We start from the raw sequence: 23,347 nt of genomic DNA, 5'->3' as shown, positions 1-23,347 counted from the left end.
TTCATGTCAGCCTGTTGAATGCCGGCTACGTTTCAGGCCTTGGCGATAGCGTCGAAGGCCAGCAGCTTTTCCAGAAGCCGCGGCATATCCTTCAGATAGACCATGTTCGGGCCATCGGACGGTGCATTGTCCGGGTCCTCATGTGTCTCGACAAAAACACCGGCGACGCCGACAGCGACCGCGGCGCGTGCCAGCGTCTCGACGAACCGGCGATCGCCGCCGGTCGAACCGCCCTGCCCGCCTGGCTGCTGCACGGAATGGGTCGCGTCGAAGATGACGGGCGCGCCCATCGCCGCCATGATCGGCAGCGAGCGCATATCCGAGACCAGCGTATTATAGCCAAAGGAGGCGCCGCGCTCGCAAAGAAGAATATTCGGATTGCCGCTTTCGTTCAGCTTGGCAAGCACGTTCTTCATATCCCATGGCGCCAGGAACTGGCCTTTCTTGACGTTGACCACGCGGCCAGTCTTGGCAGCGGCAACCAGAAGGTCTGTCTGGCGCGACAGGAAGGCCGGGATCTGCAGGATATCGACCGTCTTGGCAACGATGGCGCACTGCTCTTCCGTGTGGATGTCGGTCAGGACGGGAAAGCCATATTCCTTCTTGAGGTCGGCAAAAATTTCCAGGGCCTTCTCCAGGCCGATGCCGCGCTTGCCCGACAGCGATGTGCGGTTCGCCTTGTCGAAGGAGGACTTGTAGACAAGGCCGATGCCGAGCTTGCCGCAGAGTTCCTTCAGCACGCCGGCAATCATAAAGGCATGATCGCGGCTTTCCATCTGACAGGGGCCGGCGATCAGCGACAGCTTTGCAGTATTGGAAAAAAGGACCTTGGAGGCACCCTCGCCGACGGTGACTTCGGAATTTGTGCTCATTTTGTCTCCTCAAAGGCGAACAATGCACCCTGACCGGGCGCCAACCTCGCCAATAGACGATTGTTCTTACGCGTATAGGTGACGCCGTTAGCAGTGAAATGCGACGATGTCACGGAAAGATCGCGCGTTTTGAAAAGGATTGCCCGCGCCCTGAGCCCCGGATCATTCGTGCGAACAGCCAGATCATAGAACGCCTCCATGCCTTGCGGCGTCAAAATCTCCAGATCGGCGTTGGCCGCCTTGATGGTCAAACCGAAGGAATGCTCCGTTATTTGCGGGCTGCCGACAACGTCTTCGAAGAAGCGGCGATAGACGGCCGGTTGCGGCGCGCAAAGCGCTACCCGCGCAATGCCGGTCACGCCGTTCTCGTGACGCTCAAGCACGCTGCGGTCAGCCGGCAGCGGATTGATGCGCTGACAGCAGAAGGCGAGAAAATCAGGCGCGCGCAGATCAGCGGCAAAGGCAAGACGAAAGCCGGCCGTGGTTTCCGTTCCGTCAGGCATCTTCATCGGACGGGAAAAATCCAGCATTCGCCCTGCGGAAATCGCCGCCGCGTTGAAGCGCTCGTCATCCGCCACGGCATCATCCGTGCCGAACACCACGGCCGAAAAACCATCTTCCCCCACCCGGAAACGATAAGCCTGATCGCGCGCGACGAAAACATTGCCGTCCAAAATGCTCCTCTCGCACTGCTCCAGAGATGCCACGCTCAGGGGTTCGAGATAGGTTTTATCGGCAAAGAAGACGCAGGCGTTCTGTGTGCCAAAGGGATGACGCGCATCCGGAGCCACCGTGAAACCGAGCTTGCCGAGGCGTTCGCGCGCCAGAGCGATATTGACGGTCGGCAGCACGAGATGATCCAGCGGGTGCGGTGACGAAATCATGGTTCCTCCTGTTTGCCTGTGGCAGCAGATTTGCGCCCTTCCCCCGCGCAATTCAAGATAGGAGTATGGAACACTCAACGCATAGGGGCAGGACTGAAAGCAATCTCGCAAACGTGATTGCTGATTCTTACCCTCAACGCGTGTGGCCAATGACGTCCAATATGGATCCGCTTCTTGAATACGCCGACCGAGCAGTAAAGCCCGAGAACGGAAATGGCGATATTTTCTATATTTTTCAAATGGTTGAGGCCTATATAACGTCTCGACATCCTAACCCGACCCATTCGTAAGTCGTAATTATTTAACTGACACTACAAGGCTTTACCGAAATTTAAGCACTTGCGGAACACATATGGAACATATAGTGTCCGTTCTGGATTTGTTTCACGGCTTTTCTTGATTCTGGGGTTCCAAGACGATGTTGACGCGCAAGCAGCAGGAACTGCTTCTCTTCATTCACGAACGCATGAAGGAATCCGGTGTTCCGCCGTCCTTCGACGAGATGAAGGATGCATTGGATTTGGCATCCAAATCCGGTATCCATCGTCTGATCACGGCGCTGGAGGAGCGCGGCTTTATCCGCCGGCTGCCGAACAGGGCCAGGGCTCTCGAAGTCATCAAGCTCCCGGATGCTTATAATCCCAGCCTTCAGCCGCGTCGCGGCTTTTCGCCGAGCGTCATCGAGGGCAGCCTCGGCAAGCCGCAGCCCGTTGCCCCGCCCGCTCCGTCGAAGGTGGCAAATGACGATCACAACGGCTCGGCGTCCGTACCGGTGATGGGTCGCATCGCAGCGGGCGTTCCGATCTCGGCCATCCAGAACAATACGCACGACATTACGGTTCCCGCCGACATGCTCGGCTCCGGCGAACATTATGCGCTTGAAGTTCGAGGGGATTCGATGATCGACGCCGGAATTTTCGACGGCGATACGGTCATTATCCGCAATTCGACCACGGCCAATCCCGGCGATATCGTCGTTGCACTCGTCGACGATGAAGAAGCTACCTTGAAGCGCTTCCGTCGCAAGGGTGCCTCCATCGCGCTGGAAGCCGCGAACCCAGCCTATGAAACCCGCATCTTCGGGCCGGATCGCGTCAAGGTTCAGGGCAAGCTCGTCGGCCTTATTCGTCGCTATCACTGACCGGTGAATTGTCCGGGACTGGCGGCGCCTTTGCAATTGGCGCGTCGAATTTGCCGGTGCGCCAATCATAGGTTCGATGCCTGGTCCAGGGGCGCTGCGGGTTGTTGAATGCGGCGGATATAATGGGCTTGTCTGAGGTAAGCACCATTTCGATGGAGCCGGTTTTGCGCAATGTCGCACCGGTTATGAGCGTTGCTCCGGAACGGCAATGGTCCAGCCGCAGCCGGATTGGCGTCACAACAATGCTCCCGGTGTCGCAAGCCGCGGGCAGATAGGCTGCATTCTCAATGGTGACCAATATCGCGCCGTTTTCGAGCATGGCGACACACCATGCTCCCTTCTGACAGGCAAAGCTGCCTTGCATGGTGCGGTCCAAAGCTTCTTCCATTGCGGTGCGGACCGCCTTCTCCTCCTCGTTACTTAGTCGCTTGTGCCGATCCGTCTTGCTGATCTGCGGAAGCCGGCTATCGGTCGGAAGCATGGTCGGCGGTTGATGTTCGGCTGCGACCAGTGCTTTTTGCCATTGCTCAAAGATGAAGGCCTGCGGTCTCTCGCGATTGGTGGCGAGGATATCATCCTGGCGCAAGGCAACCAGAATGCCATCTTCCGAGATCATCAGATCCGGCTTCGGCACACCAGAGCCGAACGCGGCCACACCGACAGATGACAGCAGCAGCAACAGGCCCAGATGGCGAAGCCGGGTCCGCAACATGCTCATGATCAGGAAGCCGGCAATGAAAGTCGGCATCAGCCAGCCAGGCTGGCGGCCGAAGGTGATATCACCTCCCCACCCAGCCACCGTTTTTGCAATAGCGATCACAAGCTCCAGTCCCTCACCGGTGACTTTCCAGAACGGTCCATCGATTCCGAAAGGCATCAGCAGCATCGCCATCATACCGAAGGGCATGACGATGAAAGAGACGACGGGCATGGCCGCAAGGTTGGCAGCAAGTCCATATGTCGCCAACCGGTGAAAGTGCTCGATCGAGAAAATGGCCGTCGACGCACCGCCGATGAACGAGGTCGACATCACGCCTCCAAAGAAGCGCGTGACGAACAGTAGTGGACTTAACAGACGGATGCGCGGCAGGATGTTTTCGCGATGCCGCCGTCGTTTCCACAGCGAATAGCCTGATACCAGCGCCAGCGTTGCGGCGTAAGACATCTGGAAACTCGGACCGAGTACCTGAGACGATGACAAGACCAGGATGACGATGGCTGAGAGCGCCACATTGCGCAAGCTGATGGATGGCCTGTCGAAAAGCACGGCCACCAGCATGATCGCCATCATGATGAAGGCGCGTTCGGCAGAGACGCCGAAGCCGGAAATGAGGTAATAGGCCGTGACCGTCAGAAGCGCGCCGAAGGCTGCGAACTTCTTCGTCGGCCAGGCCTGGACGACACCGGGAAACAGGCTGAACAAATAGCGCAGACCGACATAGAAGATGCCGGCCGACAGCGCCATGTTGAGGCCGGAAATTGCAATGATGTGGGTCAGGCCGGCAATTCTCAGGGCTTCGGTCGTATCCTTCGAGATCGCACGTCGCTCATCGGTGACAAGCGCTGCTGCAAAGGCGCCGGTGTCTCCAGGCAAAGTTTGCCTGATGCGGTCGCCGATGCTGTTACGCAGGCCAGCGAGCCAGATATCGGCCGCATCCAGTAACGAGCCGGCAGCATCGTCACCGGATGGCGACAATAATTCCGGCGTTCCGTAGGCAAAGCCATTCGCGCCGATGCCGTTGAAATAAGAGCTGAAAGCGAAATCGTTAAGACCCGTCAATGCCGGTCCGGCCGGAGGCGTCAGGCGCGCCCTGCCCTGGATCCGATCCCCCAGATCGAACGGCTCTACCTGCTTGCGCACGAAGACCGTAACCCGCTGCGGCGCGCGGCGGATAGAGGGTTTTTCCGTTGCCTCGACGCGGACGACATAGCGCCAGCGCCCATTGTCATAGGATTCCCGTCGCTCGATCTGCCCGGTCACGGTCGTCGTCACGGCCGAGTCGAGCATGACGGTGGAAACCCGCCAACTTTCCCACTGCGCGAGCGCCATGCCCAGGCAGATGAGCATACCGGCGAAAAGTGTGTGATGAAGCAGCCTGCCCGCATCGCGCTTTAGCAAAAAACCCAAAGCAAACAAAACGAGGCCTGCGAGAAACGCCTGCGGAGGCGGATCGACTTGCGCCTCGAACCAGATAATCGCACCCAAACCCATATAGATCGGCGCGAAAAGAACAGCGCGGCCATGGGCCGCTTCCTCCGCAATCAAGCCGAGGACGGCAGTTCCAAGACGCTTCTGAACACGCAGCAAACGCGACGTCAGCGGCGCCTGATCCTGTGTTCGTTCCCATTGTTGCGCTTTGGCGCTAGGGGTAATCGTGGCGGAAAAGGCGCGAGATTGCGGAGACGCGGTGACGTCCCTGCTCTCTTCCTGCTGGTCGGATGCCTCCAAATTAGGCACTCGCTGACTGCCCCCGCGCCAAATTACAGCTTCTGCGCGATTTGTGCCGTCACCACACAGTGAATTCAACTGAAATCGGCGGGAACAAAGCTCAATTGGGCCGGTTTCCCGGCGTAGCATACGAAAGGGCGCTTCTGCAGTGCCCAAAAGTTGATACTGCATTGCACAATTCAGCGTTAGGATAACTTGGCATTAGGCTCTGGATCATATAGCTAGTCGGTAGTCGCTTAACCTTTTGGCGCTTTTTATGGCGTCAATCCCGCCAAATCTTGGAGGATCAGCATGACGGAACAAAGCGCGAAACTAACTTGGGGTGAAAAGACGGTGGACCTGCCGGTCAAGACCGGAACCATCGGCCCGAGTGTCATTGATATTGGTGCCCTTTATAAGAACACCTCTACTTTCACTTACGATCCTGGTTTCACCTCCACCGCATCGTGCGAGTCGAGCATCACCTATATCGATGGCGACGAAGGCGTTCTGCTGCACCGCGGTTATCCGATCGATCAGCTGGCCGAACACGGCGATTTCCTGGAAGTCTGCTACCTCCTTCTCTACGGCGAACTGCCGACGGCAGCGCAGAAGAAGGACTTCGACTATCGCGTGACCCACCACACGATGGTGCATGAGCAGATGTCGCGCTTCTTCACAGGCTTCCGCCGTGACGCGCATCCGATGGCCGTCATGTGCGGCTGTGTCGGCGCGCTCTCTGCCTTCTATCACGACTCGACCGACATCACCGATCCGCACCAGCGCATGGTCGCAAGCCTGCGCATGATCGCCAAGATGCCGACGCTCGCCGCCATGGCCTACAAGTACCATATCGGCCAGCCCTTCGTTTATCCGAAGAACGATCTCGACTATGCGTCCAACTTCCTGCGCATGTGCTTTGCCGTTCCCTGCGAAGAATATGTCGTCAACCCGGTGCTTGCCCGCGCCATGGACCGCATCTTCATCCTGCATGCAGATCACGAGCAGAACGCTTCGACTTCGACGGTTCGCCTGGCAGGCTCTTCCGGTGCCAATCCGTTTGCCTGTATCGCAGCAGGCATCGCCTGCCTCTGGGGACCGGCTCACGGCGGTGCCAACGAAGCGGCCCTGAACATGCTGAACGAAATCGGCACGGTCGACCGCATTCCGGAATTCATCGCCCGCGCCAAGGACAAGAACGATCCGTTCCGCCTGATGGGCTTCGGCCACCGCGTCTACAAGAACTACGACCCGCGCGCCAAGATCATGCAGAAGACGGCGCATGAGGTTCTCGGCGAACTCGGCATCAAGGACGATCCGCTGCTCGACATCGCGATCGAGCTGGAGCGCATCGCTTTGACGGACGAGTATTTCATCGAGAAGAAGCTCTATCCGAACGTCGACTTCTACTCCGGCATCACGCTGAAGGCTCTCGGCTTCCCCACGACCATGTTCACCGTTCTCTTCGCTCTTGCCCGCACCGTCGGCTGGATCGCCCAGTGGAACGAAATGATCGAGGATCCGCATCAGCGCATCGGCCGTCCGCGCCAGCTCTACACCGGTGCTCCGCTGCGCGAATATGTGCCTGTTTCCAAGCGCTAAGCTTCGGTATTGAAACAAAAAAACCGGTCAGAGATGACCGGTTTTTTTATGGGCTAGAACATCCAGAACAATCTGCGCCGCCTTATCACCGGGCGGCTCCTCGGTCTGCATTCGCTCCCAGACCAGATCGTAACCCGCCAACATCGCCGCACGCTCCGGCGTCTCGCTCGCCAGCCGCTCCATATAGCGGGCCAGCATGCCCGGCCGCAGAACATCATTGATGAGCTCCGGCAGGACAGCATAGTCGGCGATGAGGTTCGGCAAGGCGGCCGTCCAGATCTTGATCCGCGACAGCACGAATTTCGCCAGCCATTCGGTCTTATAGGTCGAAACCACAGGAACCCCGGCTAGGCCCAACTCCAGGATCACGGTTCCGGAGGCGGCCATGGCAGCATCGGCCTCAGCAAAGGCGCTCCACTTGGCATCCTGCCCGACAAATATATCCGGCTTGACCTGCCATTTTTCCGTCAGCGAACGAACCAGCGCCTCCTGCTTCGGCACTGTCGGCAGCAGAAAACGAAGATTGTTATTTCTCCGGCTAAGTTCTTCGATAGCCTGCTCAAAAACCGGGAGCAGCTGCCGAATCTCCGATGCACGCGATCCGGGCAGAAGCAGGATCGTCTTTTGTGCATCGGGGCCTGCCAGACCGCGCAAGGCGCGCAGACGGCGAGTTTCCAGCAGATTAGCATCGACCGTCAGGCGGTGGCCGACATACGTGGTTGCCGGACCGCCCAGGCGCTCCATTGCAGCAGGCTCGAAGGGCAATACGGCCAACACATGGTCGACGTAAGCGAGCATCTTCTGCGCGCGATATTCCTTCCATGCCCAGACGCTGGGGCAGACGTAATCGATGATTGGCAGGTCGGGCAGTGCCTTGCGTACACGCTTGGCAACGCGATGGGTGAAATCGGGGCTATCGATGATCAGAAGCACATCGGGCTTTGTGGCAATGATCGCATCTGCCGTCTGCCGGATGCGGGCCAGTAACTTTGGCAGGCGCTTGATGACCTGAATGAAGCCCATGATCGAAAGCTCGGAGTAATCGAAGAGCGAGCGCAGACCTTGCGCCTCCAGCGCTTCGCCACCGACGCCCACCAGCTCGACCGCACCACCGTGACGCCGCTTCAGGGCCGCGACGAGATCGCCACCCAAGAGATCGCCGGAGACTTCTCCGGCAACGACGGCAAGCTTCAAAGGCGCGGCGCTCACATGAAGCCCTCGGCGCTGAGGCCGCGATCGATGCCGCAGACGAAAATGCCGGCCTCGTCGGCAGCGGCAATTACCGCTTGCCGGTCGAGGATCAGCGCTCTGCCGGCTTCGACGGCGACACCGGCCAATCCAGCCTTCTTGGCGTTCGATACCGTAGACACGCCAATCGACGGTAGATCAGCCCGGATATCCTGCTGCGGCTTGCAGAGTTTGACGAGCACGCCACGACGGCGCGTCGAGATGCGTCCGGCCGCACGCAGTTCGGCAACCCGCTCGATCATCTTGTCAGTACCCTCGGCGCCCTCGAGCGCGACAACGCGGCCTCCGACGCTGACGGCGCCCTGTCCGACATCCAAAAGCCCAAGCGCATCGGCGGCCCTTGCGCCCTGAGCAATATCGCGCAGATCCTCTTTCGCCGGCAAGATTTTTCCAAGTGGCCCGGTCGCCGCCAAAAGATCCGGCGCAATTTCATGCGCACCCACGACGCGAACACCACCGGCCTCGATCAGACGAATGACCATCTGTAGAACGGCGTTGTCCCCTCCCGAGAGAAGAGTGCGGATGGTGGAGGGTAATTCCTTGATGACGCGCCAGGTCGGATGCACCTGACGCCACGAAGGACGTCGTGCGACACCGCCCGACATGACAACACGATCGACACCGTGTCGGCGGAACATTGCCTCGAGACCAGCAAAATTGCCGACGCCAAGATTGGCATGATCGAAGGCAGACCAGTCGCGGTCCGCTTCGTCAGTCAAAGCAATAATGACAGGATTCTCTCCGGCTTGGCGGGCGGCATCGGCGACGTAAACCGGCAAAAGCCCACTGCCGGCGATGATCGCCAGTCTGCCCTTGCCGTTTTCGCTGGCCGAAACCACCCTCAGCTCTTGCCACGATTCGGCGATGAAAGCGCACGGTCGCTTTCGGCAGCAATGAAATCGAGAATTTCCATCACTTCCTTGCAATCGGCATATTCCTCGCGAATAGCCGCTGCATTGTCGCGAATGGATCCTTCGCCTTCGAAGATGGTCTTGTAGGCGCGGCGAACGCGGTGAATGACGGCGCGATCTATCCCTGCGCGGCTCATCCCCACGACATTCAATCCTGACAACACGCCGGGATTGCCGTTCAACATGCCGTAAGGGATGACATCGTAGCTGGCTGCCGTAAGCCCCCCAATGAAGGCTTGCCTGCCGATACGCGTGAACTGATGCACAGCGCAGCCGCCGCCAAGAATGGCGCGGTCCTCGATGGTCACATGCCCAGCCAACATGACGTTATTCGACATGATGACATTGTTGCCGACGCGGCAATCATGTGCGACGTGCGAATTGGCGAGGAAGAGGTTGTTGTTGCCGACGATCGTCCTGCCGCCGTAATCGGCCGTACCGGTGTTGATCGTCACACCTTCACGGATCGTGCAGTTCTCGCCGACATCAAGCGTCGTCTCTTCGCCGTGATGGTGAACGCTCTGCGGATCACCGCCCACAACGGCCATCGGAAAGATCTTCGTTCCCTTACCGATCGTCGTGCGGCCAGTCACGACTGCATTATTGAGCAACTGAATATCGTCGTGCAGAACAACTTTGGGACCGACATAGCAGAGCGGGCCGACAACAACATTCTCGCCGACGACCGCGCCGTCTTCGACAACCGCCAGCTTATGAATGCGGGCGCTCTTTGCGATGCTGCTCATGCCTGTTCCTGGTCCTTCCGTACGATCATCGCACCGATATCAGCCTCGGCCACCAGAGAACCGTCGACCTTGGCATCGCAATGGAACTTCCAGATGGTGCCACGCTGCTTCTGCTTGACGACGTGGAACTCGACGCGGTCGCCCGGAACGACCGGCCTGCGGAAGCGAGCGTTATCGATCGTCATGAAGTAGACGAGGTTGCCGCCGATGCCGTCCTTGCGGGCGCAGATCGCACCCGCAGTCTGCGCCATACCCTCGATGAGCAATACGCCCGGCATGATCGGAGAACCGGGAAAATGCCCCGTGAACTGCGGCTCATTGGCCGTCACGTTCTTGATGCCGATCGCGGAATTATCGCTATCGATCTCGATGATCTTGTCGACCATCAAGAAGGGATAGCGATGCGGCAAAAGCTTCATAATTTCCAGAACGTCAGCCGATGACAACGACGCCTTGGCTTCCTCAGTCATGCTCCGCACTCCCGTCTTTCTTGTCTCTGGCTCCTGACCGCTTCGCGATCTCCGCCGATTCCCTTAGAAAATCCCAAAGCGGCCGCGCCGGAAGGCCCGCGTAGCGCTCGCCCGCCGGGATGCTGTTCATCACGCCGCTCTTGGCACCGATCTGCACGCCGTCGCCGATGTGAATATGCCCGTTGAGGCCCGCCTGACCGCCGATCTGCACGCCATCGCCGATCACCGTGCTGCCGGCAATACCGACCTGACTGACGATAGCGCAGTGACGTCCGATGCGGACGTTATGTCCGATCTGGACCTGGTTGTCGATCTTCGTGCCTTCGCCGATCACGGTATCATCCATGGTGCCGCGATCGATCGTGGTATTGGCGCCGATCTCGACATTATCCTGGATGATGACGCGGCCGATCTGCACGATCTTGACCATGCCACGCGGTCCCGGCGCATAGCCAAAACCGTCCTGACCGATGCGCGTGCCATTGTGGACGATGACGCCATTACCGAGATAGGCGCAGAGCACGCTCGCACCGCCGCCGATGCTGCAATTGCGCCCGATTTTGACACCCGGCCCGATGAGGGCGTTAGGGCCAATATAGGTCCCCTCGCCGATCTCTGCACCCGGGCCAATAATTGCACCGGGCTCGATGCCGACATTGGCCTCCAGCTTAGCGGTCGCATCGATCGTCGCGGCGGGCGAAATCCTCGCCGGATTCGCGGTAAACGTAACCGGCCGCATGGCTTGCGGATGCAGCAATGCACCGGCAATGGCGAAATCCGTATGCGGCTTCTTCGACAGAAGTACCGGGATGTGATCGGGGACGAAAGATTTCAGCGCCGGAAGGCAAATGATCGCCGAAGCCTTGCAGGTCTCCAGCTCAGCACGATTCTTTCGGGAAAGGATATAACAAATATCACCTTCGCCTGCCCGGTAGACAGGAGCGATAGATCTGATGACGACCTCCGAAGAGGTCGCATCAGCCAGTTCCGCCCCAAGATGCTCAGCCAGCTGTTTCAAGCTGACACCACCGTGGGGCGGGAAAAAACCAGTATGTTCCATAAGCACCAGCTCCAGAACGGTGTTCAAGCCCGCAGTTCTGGACTGCCGATATCAGAACTGGTTGGCGATGCCAAACCGGAAATTCTCAGTCTTGTCGTAATCTTCCTTCAAGACCGGCACGGCGTAGTCAACGCGGATGACACCGAACGGCGACGACCAGATCAGACCGGCACCGAGCGATGCGCGAATCGAGCTGTCGTTGTGAAGCGTATCGCCGAAGAGATTCGCCTTGTTGCCATAGAGCGTGCCTGCGTCGGCAAAGGCTGCAATACGCAGACCGATATCCTGAGGAACACCCGGCATTGGCATGCTCGCTTCAGCCGAAGCCGTGAAGTAAGTCGTGCCGCCAAGCGGATCGCCGTGCGACGAACGCGGACCGATACCAGCATTCTCGAAGCCGCGGATTTCACGGCCGCCGAGCGTGAACTGATCGAAGACGTTCAGCTTGCCATTCGTCGGCATCACGTAGCCGGCACCCACCGTCAACGAGCCGATGATATCGGCTTCGTCGCTGATCATCTGGTAGTAACGAGCCTTACCGCTCAGCTTGTAGAAGTCGGAGTCGCCGCCGAGACCCGCAAATTCATGCGTGAACTTGGCGATGATGCCCTCACGCGGAAGGTTCTGATCATCAAGCGTATTGTAGGTGAAGGTCTGCGAAACCGTCGACTGCACCCACGGGCCATTCTCGACGAGGTTGAGATACGGAGCCGAAAGATTGTTCTGCCAATCGTTCGTGCCGTCGTAGGTCAGGCGCTTGTAGTTGTAGCGCAGCGTCGTTGCCAGGTTCTCGGTGATCGGCGCGGTGACACGCAGCGAGAAGCCTTCTTCCGAATAGTCGTAGTAATCGTCGCTCGACGTCTGGTTCTTGAAGATATCGAAACCGGCAGCCAGACGATAACCGAGGAAATAAGGCTCGGTGAACGAGATATTGTAGGTACGGTTGCCTTCCGTGCCGGCACCTGCGGCGAGACGGATGTACTGACCGCGACCGAGGAAGTTCTTTTCTTCGACCGAGGCTTCGAGAAGCAGGCCGCCATTGTTGCCGACAGCGTAACCGGCGCCGATACCGAAGGAGCCGGTCGGCTGATCTTCGACATTGACGATAACAACCACACGGTCCGGAGCGCTGCCCTGAGCCGTCGAGATATCGACCTTGGTAAAGTAGCCGAGCGCATCAAGACGACGCTTGGCGCGCGTGATCATCTCCTGGTTGAAAGCATCGCCTTCGTTCAGGTCGAACTCGCGACGGATGACGTAATCGCGCGTGCGGGTGTTGCCGCGGATTTCGATACGTTCGACATAGGCGCGCTCGCCCTGGTCGACCAGATATTCGATGCCGATGGTATGACCGGACAGATCACGGTTGCCGCGCGGCGTGATGCGGGCGAACGGATAGCCGGCAGCCGCGACGCGCTTGGAAATGTTCTCGATCGAAGTCTGAATATCCTTGGCGCTGTAGACATCGCCCTTGTGGGTGATGACAAGGCCCTTCAGCTCGTCGGCATTGATGCCGTCGACGGTCGAGATGACGTTGATGTCGCCGTAGGTGTAACGCGGGCCTTCATCGACGTTGAAATTCAGCGTGTATTCGTTGCTCTGCTCATTCAGCGTCGCATCGGCACTGACGACGCGGAAGTCGGCATAACCATGATTGTAGTAGAACTGACGCAGCTGATCCTGATCGCCCTGCAGGCGCTCGGGGCTGTAGACGTCCTTACGCGTCAGGAACGAGAGAAAGTTGCTCTTCTTCGTGCCGATGACCGAAGCAAGGCGACCGCTGCCATAGGCCTGGTTACCCGAGAAATTGATCTTGTCGATCTTGGTACGCTCGCCTTCATTGATGACGAAGGCCACGTTCAGACGGCCCGGCGCGACCTCGGCGGTCTGCGTCGTCACCTGCACATCGTTACGACCGATGGATGCATAGGCATCCTTGATGGTCTTGACGTCAGCCTGAACGGTCGCCTCGTTATACGGGCCTGCAGCGTGCGTCTGCACGACGCCCTGAAGCTTGTCGTCCTTGATCTTGCGGTTGCCGTTGAAGACAACAGCGTTGATGAGCTTGTTTTCGCTGACCGATACGACCAGCGTGCTACCCGAAACGGTAATGTGGACATCGGAGAAATATCCGGTGGCATAGAGCTGCTTCACCGAAGCATCAATGTCACTGGCGGAGAAGCTCTTGCCGGGCTTGATCGTGATATTATCCCGGACGGCCGTCTCGCCGACGCGCCCAGCACCGCGAACGTCAACCCGCTGAATAACAGCTGCTTCAGCGACAGAAGCAGAGGCAAGGGTGATCACACCAGCGCCCGACGCAACAACACCTGCAGACAGCGCTACCGCCGACACTGCGTTCAAAAATTTTGAACCAGCCTTCATTTCACTTCTTACCTTTTTTCAATCGTCCCCAGCCTCGAGCGAACCCGATTCCGGCCACGTGTGTCGTTTTACCCGCTTTTGACATACAAGCAAGGGAGCACGTTAATTTCTGTTTACTTCATTTCAAAGCGTGGCCCATTCGCCACTACGGCTTTGAAACATCGTAAATAAATCGTAATTTTCCTCTCGTCGCCCCACTAGCCTATTCTGGAACTAATATCGTTCCAGGTCGCAAACACCATGAGCGAGAGCACCATCGCAAATCCAATCCGGAAAGCGATATCCTGCGCCCGTGCACCCAGAGGTTTTCCCCTTACGGCTTCAATCGCATAGAACATCAGATGGCCGCCATCAAGTACCGGGACGGGCATCAAATTTAATAACCCTATTGAAACAGAAAGTATGGCGGCAAATTGGAGCACCGCAGCAAAGCCCAGGGTTGCCATCTGCCCTGAAAGTTGCGCAACCCGAATAGGTCCTCCGAGCTGATCGGCCTTCATGTATCCGCCGATAACGTTGCCGAGATATTCAAAGGTGCCGGAAACGATGCTGCCGGTCTGTTTCACCCCTTCGGAAAGCGCCCGCAGCGGCCCATAAGCCTCGTAGCGAAGCTTGATCGGCTTCTGTCCGTCGCCGATCCCGATCGTGGCAATCTCCGTCCGAGCGCCGAAGACATCGGTCTCCTCCGACTTTTTCGGCGTCACGGTCACGTCGCGTGTCTGGTCGTTGCGTTTCACCGACAGGGTGATGGGCTTGTCGGCGTGAGCTGCCGCGTAACGCTGCACCTCGCCGATAGAGCCGATCGCTTTTCCATCCACAGAAAGAATGCGGTCACTGAGCTCCAAGCCCGCCGCCTGAGCTGGACTGTCAGCACCGATCGACGCGATCAATGGATCGATCGGTGCGATGCCGATGCTGCCGACATCGTTCTTGTTGCCGGATGCATCCGTGTCCGTCAATGTTTCAGTCGTCATCGTGAAATCGCGGGTCACGCCATTACGCTGAACGGTCAGCACGATGCTTTTGCCGGGGTGCTCGGCGATGTAGCGGCCGATATCGTAATAGGTGGCAGCATTATTGCCATCAACGGCAATCAAGCGGTCTCCCGCCTGCACGCCGGCCTTTGCCGCTGGTCCAGCAGGCTCCACCGCTGTGACGACCGGATCGACCAGCGCAATGCCGATGCGGCCCATTTCCATCTTGTTGCCGAACTGATCCGTGTCCTCGACCAGTTTCGGCACGATCCGGAAATCGCGACTCTGTCCATCCCGATCGACCGTCAGTACAATAGTGCGACCCGGACGCAGCCCGACATAGCGCTGCACTTCATCGAAAGTCGTCACTTTGTTGCCATCGACAGCGATCAGGCGGTCGCCTGGTTCAATGCCAGCCTCCGCGGCCGCGCCGTCACGCGTCACCATGGCAACGACAGGATCAGCGACCGTGCGGCCGTAAACGCTGAAAAGAACGGCGAAGATTACAATTGCGAGCAGGAAATTGGCGATCGGGCCTGCGGCGACGGTTGCAGCACGCTTCCAGAGCTTGGCGCCGGCGAAGGATTGGGCGCGCTCCTCCTCCGTCATCGCCGAGAGCTGATCCACATCGGTCTTGCTGGAGGCATCCTCATCACCGAAGAATCGCACATAACCGCCGAGCGGAATGAGGGAAAGCTTCCAACGGGTGCCGTGCCTGTCGGTAAATCCGGCAATCTCCGGCCCGAAGCCGATCGAAAAAGCCATAATGCGGATGCCCGACCAACGGCCCACCAGGTAATGGCCCATTTCGTGCACAAAAACGAGCAGCGACAGCACAAAAACAAACGTAATGACGTTGTTCGTCAAGAAACCGATGAAGCCAGCCGCGCTACCCATGCAACGATCCTGTTCGTGTTAGAGGGGTTCAAGCTTTCACAGAAGCTCCGAACTACTCCATCTTTCTGTTTTATCGCAATTCCGGACGGAAAACCGCTGCGCGATTTTCCTGGAATTGCTCTGGTATCAGACCCCGAGCAGAACGCCGCCCAATGAAAAGGTCTCGCCGCCCATTGTCAGCGATATTACGATAGCCAACAAAAACGCTGCAAAACAAGCAAAAATTAGTCCATCGACCCGATCCATGACGCCGCCATGTCCGGGAATCAGATGGCTGGAGTCTTTCACGCCAAACTTGCGCTTGATGAATGACTCGAATAGGTCGCCGATCTGGCTGCAGACCGAAAGCACCAGGGCAAGGACGGGAATCCACAGATCTTCAGCTGAAAAGAAACTCCAGACGACAGCGGCTCCCGCAACGACGGCTGCGACGGCGCCGCCGATTGCGCCCGACCATGTTTTACCCGGCGATATGCGTGGCGCCAGCTTCGGTCCGCCGATAGCGCGGCCGACGAAATAGGCAAAGATGTCTGTCGCCCATACCACGGCAAAGATGAACAGCATCAGCACGAAGCCGCGAAAATCGTCATCGCGAATCTCGGCAAGGGCAATCGCCGTCAGTCCGGAATAGAATATGCCGCCCGGCAGCCACCAGCTCTTGCCGCGCGCGGCGACCATGATCGCCGTGACAGCGACGAAGGCAGCAAGAACCTCTATGGAATAGACGGATTCGCTCAATGCGGTCGCACCGGCGATCAATACGAGCGCAAGCCAGCCGAGCGCGTTTCCCTGAGGATCGCGGCCATGCAGATCCGATATCATCGACCATTCATAATAGACGAGGAGCCCGATCACGGCGGCCAGCAGGCGAAAGCCTGTGCCGCCATACCAGGTAGCAGCAAGAACGACGACGGCGAGAATAATGCCAGAAATAATGCGCAGCCTGAGTTCGCGGCTCATCAGGACCCCACGGCCGCCGCCTGCTTGGCGGAAAGGCCGCCAAAACGCCGGTCGCGCGCAGCATATTTCTCCAACGCCGAGAAGAAGAGCTCGCGGCTGAAATCGGGCCAATAATCCGGCACGAACATGAATTCCGAATAAGCGGCCTGCCAGAGCAGGAAATTCGAGAGCCGCTCCTCGCCGCTCGTGCGGATGATGAGATCCGGATCGGGAATACCTGCCGTGTCGAGACGGGCATCGACCAAGTCCGCAGTGATGTCCTGCGGGCGCAGCCTTCCGGCTTCGACATCCTTGGCAAGACTTACGAAGGCACGCGTGATTTCGTCGCGCGAGCCATAGTTGAAGGCAATAACCAGCGTCAGGGCCGTATTGTTCCTGGTGGTCTCCTCCGCCTCGAGCAGCAGGGGCAGGATATCGCCACGCAGACCGGTACGATCGCCGATGACGCGGATACGCACGTTCTGGCGATGAAGTTCGGCAAGGTCTCGACGGATGAAGGCTTTGAGAAGGCCGAGGAGATCGCTCACCTCCGCCTCGGGCCTGCGCCAATTCTCCGAAGAGAAAGCAAACAGCGTCAGATATTTTATGCCGATGTCGCCCGCCGCCCGCACCGTCTCCCGAACCGCCTCCACGCCCTTGCGATGACCCATGGTGCGCGGCAGGCCGCGCGCATTGGCCCAGCGACCGTTGCCATCCATAATAATGGCAACGTGTTCAGGTACGGCAGACAACGTAGGAGCTGACATATGGGTCCGGTTTCGTTCAGCGGAAAGATGCTATGGTCTGGTAATCTAGGGCGCGGTCGCGGCTTTCAATATTACGAAAAGCTCGACACTCCCCAGCGTACGATCAGACGTGCATGATTTCCTTTTCCTTGTCCGCTAGCAAGCGGTCGATTTCCGAAATCGTCTCATCCGTCATTTTCTGCACACGTTCGGACAGCGAGCGGCTCTCGTCCTGACCGATTACGCCGTCTTTTTCGGCCTTTTTGAGGCCATCCATGCCATCGCGACGTACGTGGCGAATCGCTACCTTCGCCTTTTCGGCATATTCATGGGCGACCTTCACCAGCGAACGGCGCCGCTCTTCGTTGAGCTCCGGCAGTGGGATGCGCAGGTTCTGGCCATCGACGATCGGATTGAGGCCGAGATTGGATTCGCGGATGGCTCGCTCGGCGGCGCTGACCATCGACTTGTCCCATACCGACACGGTCAGCATGCGCGGCTCCGGCACGGTGATGTTGGCCACCTGGTTCAGCGGCATGCGCGAGCCATAAGCTTCGATCGTCACAGGATCGAGAATGTTGGCGGATGCCCGCCCGGTGCGCAGTGAGGCGATATCGCTCTTGAATGCCGCAATGGCGCCATCCATACGGCGCTTCAGTTCCTTGAGATCGCTGGCTTCACTCATGTCTATGCTCCCCTGTAATGAGGCGACACCGGGGCTGACCCGACGTCACAGGAATATCAATTGTCTGATACGATGGTCTTGCGGCCGCCGCCGGTCAAGATTTCCGCGAAACCGCCCTTCTCGTGAATGGAGAAGACGACGATCGGAATGGAATTTTCACGTGCAAGCGCAACGGCTGCGACATCCATGACCGCCAGCCCCTTCTCAAGCACCTGACTATGGGTCAGATGCTCGAAGCGCTCGGCATCGGGGAACTTCTTCGGATCGGCGGAATAGATGCCATCGACCTGAGTTCCCTTGAAGATCGCTTGGGCGCCCATTTCGGCGGCACGCAGCGCTGCGGCAGAATCGGTTGTGAAGAAGGGATTGCCGGTACCGCCGGCGAAGATCACCACGCGGCCGAGCGAGAGGTGGTAAAGCGTGGCGCGCTGCGAGAAGCTCTCGCAGATTTCCGGCATGGAGATGGCCGAGAGCACGACGGTATCGATATCAAGCTTGCGCAGCGAGGTCGCCAGGGCCAATGCATTGATGACCGTGCCAAGCATGCCCATGTGGTCGCCGGTCACGCGGTCCCCGCCCTTGGAAGCCACGGCTACCCCGCGGAAGATGTTGCCGCCGCCGACGACGACGCCGACCTCGACACCCATTTCGCGCGCCTGCGCAATGTCGCCGGCAATCCGGTCCGCGACGGTAACATCGATACCGAAACCCTGACTGCCCATCAGAGCTTCACCGGAGGCCTTGAGCAACACGCGCTTGTAGATCGGCTGGGACATCGTAGCTCCTTGAAGTGATCACCGGGGAATGATTGTGAAAGCCGGATACACGAAGGGCATCGCGTTGTCACGCGATGCCCATACGTTTTCCCTGATATGGTTTCACCAAACCGGGATATGTCTCTTTTCGATCGGGCTTTTCCGCACGTCTTCAAACTGCGGAAAAGCCCGATCGTTTTGTTTCCTTACGCATTCCGAACGGAAAACCGCTACGCACTTTTCCTGGAAATGCTCAGATCAGCCCTTGGCGACAGCAGCAACTTCTGCGGCGAAGTCGCTTTCTTCCTTTTCGACGCCTTCGCCGAGCAGCAGACGGGCCATGCCGGTGATTTCGATCGGGGCGCCGGCGGTCTTTTCAGCTTCCTTGAGGGCAGCACCGACCGTCAGGTCCGGATTGATGACGAAAGCCTGCGAGAGAAGAGCGACTTCCTCGAAGAACTTGCGCATGCGGCCTTCGACCATCTTTTCGATGATGGCTTCCGGCTTGCCGGATTCGCGGGACTGTTCGATGAAGACGTTGCGTTCGCGCTCGGCGACGGCGGCGTCGACTTCTTCGGCACGGATAGCCAGCGGGTTGGTAGCAGCAATGTGCATGGCAACCTGGCGGCCGATCGACGTCAGAACGGCCTTGTCACCGACCGACTTCAGGGCGACCAGAACGCCGAGCTTGCCGATACCGTCACCGGCAGCGTTATGGATGTAGGTCGCCACGACGCCGTGCTCGACTTCCAGCTTGGCGGCACGACGCAGCGTCATGTTCTCGCCGATGGTTGCGATCGCGTCCTTGATGGCGTCGGCGACCGGCTTGCCGGATGCGGGATAGGTCGCAGCCGAAATAGCTTCAACCGTGCCGTCGGTGGACAGCGCAACTTCGGCGATACCGCGAGCGAGGTCCTGGAAGGCATCGTTGCGGGCAACGAAGTCGGTTTCGGAGTTGAGCTCGACAACAACGGCCTTGTGACCGGCGCCGGCAATGGCGATCAGGCCTTCAGCGGCGGTGCGGCCGGACTTCTTGTCGGCCTTGGAGATGCCCTTGGCGCGCAGCCAGTCGATCGCGGCTTCGATATCGCCGTTCGTCTCGGTCAGCGCCTTCTTGCAGTCCATCATGCCTGCGCCAGACTTTTCGCGCAGTTCTTTCACCAGTGCAGCCGTAATCTCGGTCATAAGCTTCCTCTTGTCGGTTCATACGGTGCGGCGAAGGGCGTCAAGCCAAAGCGGCACCGATTTGAGGGACGAAATGTACCCGTAAGTATGACAGCGTTATGAAGCAGCGTCATACTGTGGAATTCTTGATTGGAACATGCCTGGATTTTCCATCCAGGCGAGCAGTTACCAAAAACGCGATAAGGCCGCTCGAACTTGTTAAGTCGCAAACGGCCTTATCCCGGATGTCATTGCGCTTGGGCGGACAGTTTATTGTCCGCCTCTTGGCGCGATCAGGCTTCGGTGCCGTCCGCCAGGGTCGGCTCGACCGGAGCTTCCTCGGAAGCGCCGAGGTCACGGCCCGATGCGCTCTGCTGGCGAGCGATACCGTCGATGGCAGCGCGCGAGATCAGGTCGCAGTAAAGAGCGATGGCGCGCGAGGCGTCGTCGTTGCCCGGGATCGGATAGTCGATCAGGTCCGGATCGCAGTTCGAGTCGATGATGGCGACAACCGGGATGCCGAGGCGCTTGGCTTCGTCGATCGCGATCTTTTCCTTGTTGGTGTCGATGATGAACATCAGGTCCGGCGTGCCGCCCATGTCCTTGATACCGCCGAGGGCCTTGTCGAGCTTTTCGCGCTCGCGCTCAAGGTTCAGACGCTCCTTCTTGGTGAAGCCCTGGGCTTCGCCGGAGAGGATTTCGTCGAGCTTGCGCAGACGCTGGATCGAGTTGGAGATCGTCTTCCAGTTGGTCATCATGCCGCCGAGCCAGCGGGCGTTGACGTAGTACTGAGCCGAACGCTTTGCGCTGTCGGCGATCAGTTCAGACGCCTGACGCTTGGTGCCGACGAACAGGACGCGGCCGCCGCGGGCAACGGTGTCGCTGACAACCTGCAGAGCGCGGCTCAGCAACGGAACCGTCTGGGCGAGGTCGATGATGTGGATGTTGTTACGATCGCCGAAAATGTACGGCTTCATCTTCGGGTTCCAGCGGTGCGTCTGGTGGCCGAAGTGAACACCTGCTTCGAGAAGCTGGCGCATAGAAAAATCGGGCAATGCCATGCCTTTGTATCCTTTTCCGGTTGAACCTCCGCAAGGCGAACAGCATCCTCTTCGAGAATGCCACCGGGCGGAACAATCCGGATTTCTCCCGGACAATCCCATGCCTTACGTGTGGAATGCCGGTGCCCATACATTCGATTCGCGTGGAATGCAAGGCTTGAGGCTCAAAATAGCCGATTCTTATCTCAATCCGTCCCGCAGCGGGCTACTGGCAGGCCTTCGTACCGAGAACTTCAAGCTTGGTGAGCTTACCGGTCAGCACGAAGTCGCCATAATCCATGGTGAGGTCGCGCGTGATGCCGTTCTCGTAGAGTTTAAAGGACATACGGTAGACGGGTACGGCGTCGCCGGTGGACTTTTCGTTGAAATAAGCCACGGTCACCGGCCAGAAAGGTGTCTTGGAGAAGGCGCCAGCCTTGTCAGCATCGGGATCATCGGTGGCCGGCGTCTGCTCCTTGCCGACGACGGTGGTGGCGATCAGCGGCTTGTCGCCGTCATCCGAACCATCGAAGACCTGCGCCTCGAAGAAATTCTTGCCGAGCTTCGCGTTATGGATGATGTCGAGCATATGCTCCGTCGGGAAACGGCTCTCGATGATCTGGACCTGCTTGTTGTGCGGCTGCGTGAGGTCGACCTTGATGCCCTTCTGGTCGTCGCTTGCCGCACCGCGCACGTCCTTGTCGAGCTGGCTGTCGGTATAGGATTTGGTTTCGAAGCGGAACAAGCGCTTGCCGAGATCCTCGAAAGTCGTCGTCTGCTGGTCGCTGACGCGCGTTGAATCACCCGTATCGATCTTCGTCACGAAGCGGAAATTGGTGGTGAATCCGGTACAATCCGAGCCTTCGAACTCATAGACCATGCGGCCCACCATGCCGGAAATGCCGGAGCGATCAGAAGCATCCTTCAGTTCAAGGTCGTAGACGGCACGATGCGCGATCAGCCCGCTCAGACCGGCCGCATGGGCTGCAGAAGCCCCTAGGGACAGAATGCTCAGGCCCGAAAAAACGGTAGCAGCAAGACTCGAGCGGAACATTCATTATCTCCTGTTGGACTCGCACGCGATGTTATAAGAACGCTTTCGGCTGAAACGAGGCTGCCGATCCTAAGTGACCGAATTTAGTCTTGATGCCGGATTTTTGAAGTTTTTACAACAAAACGGGAGATGAATAATGTCCGACGCTATCGAGGATCGCCTGAAGGAACTCGGCATCGTTCTGCCGCAGGCTGCAGCACCGGCCGCCAATTACGTTCCCTATGTCATCAGCGGCAATCTTCTCTATCTTTCGGGCCAGCTGCCGATGGAAAACGGCAAGATCGGCGTGACGGGCCATCTCGGCAAGGACGTCGACGTGGCCGCCGGCCAGCGTGCGGCAGAGCTCTGCGCCATCAATATTCTCGCCCAGGCGAAAGCTGCCCTCGACGGCGATCTCGGCCGGATCAAGCGGCTGATCAAGCTCAATGGCTTCGTTGCCTCAACGCCCGATTTCGTCGAACAACACCTTGTGATCAACGGCGCATCCAATCTTCTGGCAAACGTACTGGGCGAAGCCGGCAAGCATGCCCGCGCCGCCGTCGGCATGGCCGCCCTGCCGCTCAATGCCGCCGTTGAAATCGATGCCATTCTGGAAATTGCATGATGAGCAAGCTTGCCTGGCTGACCGAGCGCCCCGTCGCTCACCGCGGCTATCATGACATGAATAAAGAAGTTTGGGAGAACACGCTTTCCGCCTTCAGCCGCGCTATCGAAGCCGGCTTTGCCATCGAGTGCGATCTCCACTACGCCTCGGACGGCGTTCCCGTGGTCTTCCACGACGACGACCTCCAGCGCGTCTGCAACCTGCCGGGCGAAGTGCGCGAGCGCACCTCGGCGGAACTCGGCCTGCTTTCTGTCGGCGGTACGAACGACAAGATCCCGACGCTGAAGCAACTCCTGCAGCTCTGCGGCGGCAAGGTGCCGCTCGTGCTTGAGCTGAAAGGACGCGAGGGCGATGACGAAGGCTTTGCCGAATCCGTTCTCGAAGTGCTCGAAGGCTATAAAGGCCATGTGGCCCTGATGAGTTTCGACCATTGGCTGCTCAAGGACCTCAAGGCGCTGGAAGCACCCTACCCTGTGGGACTGACGGCCGAAGGAAACAAGCCTGAGACGTTTTTTCAGCATGACGAAGCCATGCATCTTGGGCTAGACTTCATTTCGTACTTCTACGGCCACTTGCCGAACCCCTTTGTTACGGCGCAACGCCAGCGCGGTATTCCGGTCATCACCTGGACCGTGCGCGACGAGGCGGCCCGCAAACATACATTTGCCAATGCAGACCAGATGACATTCGAAGGTTTTGATCCGCGCCTGGCCTCGTAAATCGGCATCGATTGAAGGAGAGG

The 23,347-nt window shown here is 58.6% G+C and carries 20 protein-coding genes and 1 pseudogene; 4 read left to right on the top strand and 17 right to left on the bottom strand.

Features of this window, described 5'->3' with window-relative positions:
* Positions 1 to 32: 32 nt before the first annotated feature.
* Together kdsA and AC13QE_RS19680 are read right to left on the bottom strand one after the other, a co-directional pair.
* Entirely contained in the window at positions 33 to 872 is an 840-nt protein-coding gene (kdsA, locus tag AC13QE_RS19685; RefSeq protein WP_488484922.1) for a 3-deoxy-8-phosphooctulonate synthase, read from the bottom strand.
* The gene (locus tag AC13QE_RS19680) at positions 869 to 1,756 is read right to left on the bottom strand and encodes a VOC family protein (RefSeq protein WP_488484921.1); all 888 of its coding nucleotides are present in this window, start codon (positions 1,754 to 1,756) and stop codon (positions 869 to 871) included. The genes kdsA and AC13QE_RS19680 overlap by 4 nt, the downstream gene beginning before the upstream one ends.
* A 418-nt stretch (positions 1,757 to 2,174) precedes the next feature.
* Here AC13QE_RS19680 and lexA point away from each other — a divergent pair, with 418 nt between their 5' ends.
* Positions 2,175 to 2,897 (top strand): transcriptional repressor LexA, encoded by a 723-nt coding sequence (gene lexA / locus AC13QE_RS19675; RefSeq protein ID WP_015339808.1) that lies wholly within the window; start codon positions 2,175 to 2,177, stop codon positions 2,895 to 2,897.
* On the opposite strand, the gene AC13QE_RS19670 is transcribed toward lexA, so the two are convergent.
* Positions 2,878 to 5,346, bottom strand: a complete 2,469-nt coding sequence (locus tag AC13QE_RS19670) for a ComEC/Rec2 family competence protein (protein WP_488485011.1) — start codon at positions 5,344 to 5,346, stop codon at positions 2,878 to 2,880. The genes lexA and AC13QE_RS19670 overlap by 20 nt on opposite strands.
* Positions 5,347 to 5,637: 291 nt before the next feature.
* Between AC13QE_RS19670 and gltA the strand changes: the two genes are divergently transcribed.
* Positions 5,638 to 6,927: a citrate synthase gene (gene gltA, locus AC13QE_RS19665; protein WP_015339806.1), complete on the top strand. Its 1,290-nt coding sequence runs from the start codon at positions 5,638 to 5,640 to the stop codon at positions 6,925 to 6,927.
* A gap of 27 nt (positions 6,928 to 6,954) precedes the next feature.
* On the opposite strand, the gene lpxB is transcribed toward gltA, so the two are convergent.
* From lpxB to AC13QE_RS19595, 14 genes and pseudogenes are all read right to left on the bottom strand, one after another.
* Entirely contained in the window at positions 6,955 to 8,136 is a 1,182-nt protein-coding gene (lpxB, locus tag AC13QE_RS19660; RefSeq protein WP_488484920.1) for a lipid-A-disaccharide synthase, read from the bottom strand.
* On the bottom strand, positions 8,133 to 9,014 hold the full coding sequence (locus AC13QE_RS19655) for an LpxI family protein (protein WP_488484919.1): 882 nt from the start codon (positions 9,012 to 9,014) through the stop codon (positions 8,133 to 8,135). The genes lpxB and AC13QE_RS19655 overlap by 4 nt, the downstream gene beginning before the upstream one ends.
* Before the next feature lie 2 nt (positions 9,015 to 9,016).
* Positions 9,017 to 9,832: an acyl-ACP--UDP-N-acetylglucosamine O-acyltransferase gene (gene lpxA / locus AC13QE_RS19650; protein ID WP_488484918.1), complete on the bottom strand. Its 816-nt coding sequence runs from the start codon at positions 9,830 to 9,832 to the stop codon at positions 9,017 to 9,019.
* Positions 9,829 to 10,302: a 3-hydroxyacyl-ACP dehydratase FabZ gene (gene fabZ, locus AC13QE_RS19645; RefSeq protein ID WP_112610215.1), complete on the bottom strand. Its 474-nt coding sequence runs from the start codon at positions 10,300 to 10,302 to the stop codon at positions 9,829 to 9,831. The genes lpxA and fabZ overlap by 4 nt, the downstream gene beginning before the upstream one ends.
* On the bottom strand, positions 10,295 to 11,362 hold the full coding sequence (lpxD, locus tag AC13QE_RS19640) for a UDP-3-O-(3-hydroxymyristoyl)glucosamine N-acyltransferase (protein WP_488484917.1): 1,068 nt from the start codon (positions 11,360 to 11,362) through the stop codon (positions 10,295 to 10,297). The genes fabZ and lpxD overlap by 8 nt, the downstream gene beginning before the upstream one ends.
* Positions 11,363 to 11,413: 51 nt before the next feature.
* Complete coding sequence (gene bamA, locus AC13QE_RS19635) at positions 11,414 to 13,747, bottom strand: outer membrane protein assembly factor BamA (protein WP_488484916.1); 2,334 nt, start codon at positions 13,745 to 13,747, stop codon at positions 11,414 to 11,416.
* 197 nt (positions 13,748 to 13,944) lie between these two features.
* Positions 13,945 to 15,618, bottom strand: a complete 1,674-nt coding sequence (gene rseP / locus AC13QE_RS19630; protein ID WP_488484915.1) for an RIP metalloprotease RseP — start codon at positions 15,616 to 15,618, stop codon at positions 13,945 to 13,947.
* Between the two features lie 126 nt (positions 15,619 to 15,744).
* Positions 15,745 to 16,578 (bottom strand): phosphatidate cytidylyltransferase, encoded by an 834-nt coding sequence (locus AC13QE_RS19625; RefSeq protein WP_488484914.1) that lies wholly within the window; start codon positions 16,576 to 16,578, stop codon positions 15,745 to 15,747.
* Positions 16,578 to 17,327 (bottom strand): annotated as a pseudogene (locus AC13QE_RS19620) (isoprenyl transferase); the annotation flags it as partial. The gene AC13QE_RS19625 and the pseudogene AC13QE_RS19620, both read right to left, overlap by 1 nt.
* A gap of 100 nt (positions 17,328 to 17,427) precedes the next feature.
* On the bottom strand, positions 17,428 to 17,988 hold the full coding sequence (gene frr / locus AC13QE_RS19615) for a ribosome recycling factor (protein ID WP_015339796.1): 561 nt from the start codon (positions 17,986 to 17,988) through the stop codon (positions 17,428 to 17,430).
* 56 nt (positions 17,989 to 18,044) lie between these two features.
* Positions 18,045 to 18,764 (bottom strand): UMP kinase, encoded by a 720-nt coding sequence (pyrH, locus tag AC13QE_RS19610; protein ID WP_112338317.1) that lies wholly within the window; start codon positions 18,762 to 18,764, stop codon positions 18,045 to 18,047.
* A 237-nt stretch (positions 18,765 to 19,001) separates the two neighbouring features.
* The gene (gene tsf / locus AC13QE_RS19605; protein ID WP_132716504.1) at positions 19,002 to 19,928 is read right to left on the bottom strand and encodes a translation elongation factor Ts; all 927 of its coding nucleotides are present in this window, start codon (positions 19,926 to 19,928) and stop codon (positions 19,002 to 19,004) included.
* A gap of 272 nt (positions 19,929 to 20,200) precedes the next feature.
* Positions 20,201 to 20,968 (bottom strand): 30S ribosomal protein S2, encoded by a 768-nt coding sequence (gene rpsB / locus AC13QE_RS19600; protein WP_069612086.1) that lies wholly within the window; start codon positions 20,966 to 20,968, stop codon positions 20,201 to 20,203.
* Between the two features lie 205 nt (positions 20,969 to 21,173).
* Positions 21,174 to 22,001 carry a cell envelope integrity EipB family protein gene (locus AC13QE_RS19595; RefSeq protein ID WP_488484913.1) on the bottom strand — a complete coding sequence of 276 codons (828 nt, stop codon included), beginning with the start codon at positions 21,999 to 22,001 and terminating at the stop codon, positions 21,174 to 21,176.
* Positions 22,002 to 22,137: 136 nt separating this feature from the next.
* Here AC13QE_RS19595 and AC13QE_RS19590 point away from each other — a divergent pair, with 136 nt between their 5' ends.
* Together AC13QE_RS19590 and AC13QE_RS19585 are read left to right on the top strand one after the other, a co-directional pair.
* Positions 22,138 to 22,605, top strand: coding sequence for a RidA family protein (locus AC13QE_RS19590; RefSeq protein WP_488484912.1), 468 nt, complete (start codon positions 22,138 to 22,140; stop codon positions 22,603 to 22,605).
* Positions 22,605 to 23,324, top strand: a complete 720-nt coding sequence (locus AC13QE_RS19585; protein ID WP_488485010.1) for a glycerophosphodiester phosphodiesterase — start codon at positions 22,605 to 22,607, stop codon at positions 23,322 to 23,324. Before AC13QE_RS19590 ends, AC13QE_RS19585 begins: the two co-directional genes overlap by 1 nt.
* Positions 23,325 to 23,347 lie beyond the last annotated feature (23 nt).

This window comes from Martinezella sp. CNPSo 3957, assembly GCF_057784395.1.
The sequence above is the reverse complement of the archived record's forward strand: the minus strand, read 5'-3'. Positions and strand labels throughout refer to the sequence as shown.

Excerpts from the sequence above, each read along its gene's own strand:
- rpsB (WP_069612086.1), bottom strand. The coding sequence starts at position 20,968 with ATGGCATTGCCCGATTTTTCTATGCGCCAGCTTCTCGAAGCAGGTGTT.
- lpxA (WP_488484918.1), bottom strand. The coding sequence starts at position 9,832 with ATGAGCAGCATCGCAAAGAGCGCCCGCATTCATAAGCTGGCGGTTGTC.
- AC13QE_RS19585 (WP_488485010.1), top strand. The coding sequence starts at position 22,605 with ATGAGCAAGCTTGCCTGGCTGACCGAGCGCCCCGTCGCTCACCGCGGC.
- kdsA (WP_488484922.1), bottom strand. The coding sequence starts at position 872 with ATGAGCACAAATTCCGAAGTCACCGTCGGCGAGGGTGCCTCCAAGGTC.
- AC13QE_RS19680 (WP_488484921.1), bottom strand. The coding sequence starts at position 1,756 with ATGATTTCGTCACCGCACCCGCTGGATCATCTCGTGCTGCCGACCGTC.
- AC13QE_RS19590 (WP_488484912.1), top strand. The coding sequence starts at position 22,138 with ATGTCCGACGCTATCGAGGATCGCCTGAAGGAACTCGGCATCGTTCTG.
- tsf (WP_132716504.1), bottom strand. The coding sequence starts at position 19,928 with ATGACCGAGATTACGGCTGCACTGGTGAAAGAACTGCGCGAAAAGTCT.
- pyrH (WP_112338317.1), bottom strand. The coding sequence starts at position 18,764 with ATGTCCCAGCCGATCTACAAGCGCGTGTTGCTCAAGGCCTCCGGTGAA.
- AC13QE_RS19595 (WP_488484913.1), bottom strand. The coding sequence starts at position 22,001 with ATGTTCCGCTCGAGTCTTGCTGCTACCGTTTTTTCGGGCCTGAGCATT.
- lexA (WP_015339808.1), top strand. The coding sequence starts at position 2,175 with ATGTTGACGCGCAAGCAGCAGGAACTGCTTCTCTTCATTCACGAACGC.
- fabZ (WP_112610215.1), bottom strand. The coding sequence starts at position 10,302 with ATGACTGAGGAAGCCAAGGCGTCGTTGTCATCGGCTGACGTTCTGGAA.
- frr (WP_015339796.1), bottom strand. The coding sequence starts at position 17,988 with ATGAGTGAAGCCAGCGATCTCAAGGAACTGAAGCGCCGTATGGATGGC.
- rseP (WP_488484915.1), bottom strand. The coding sequence starts at position 15,618 with ATGGGTAGCGCGGCTGGCTTCATCGGTTTCTTGACGAACAACGTCATT.
- bamA (WP_488484916.1), bottom strand. The coding sequence starts at position 13,747 with ATGAAGGCTGGTTCAAAATTTTTGAACGCAGTGTCGGCGGTAGCGCTG.
- gltA (WP_015339806.1), top strand. The coding sequence starts at position 5,638 with ATGACGGAACAAAGCGCGAAACTAACTTGGGGTGAAAAGACGGTGGAC.
- lpxD (WP_488484917.1), bottom strand. The coding sequence starts at position 11,362 with ATGGAACATACTGGTTTTTTCCCGCCCCACGGTGGTGTCAGCTTGAAA.
- AC13QE_RS19625 (WP_488484914.1), bottom strand. The coding sequence starts at position 16,578 with ATGAGCCGCGAACTCAGGCTGCGCATTATTTCTGGCATTATTCTCGCC.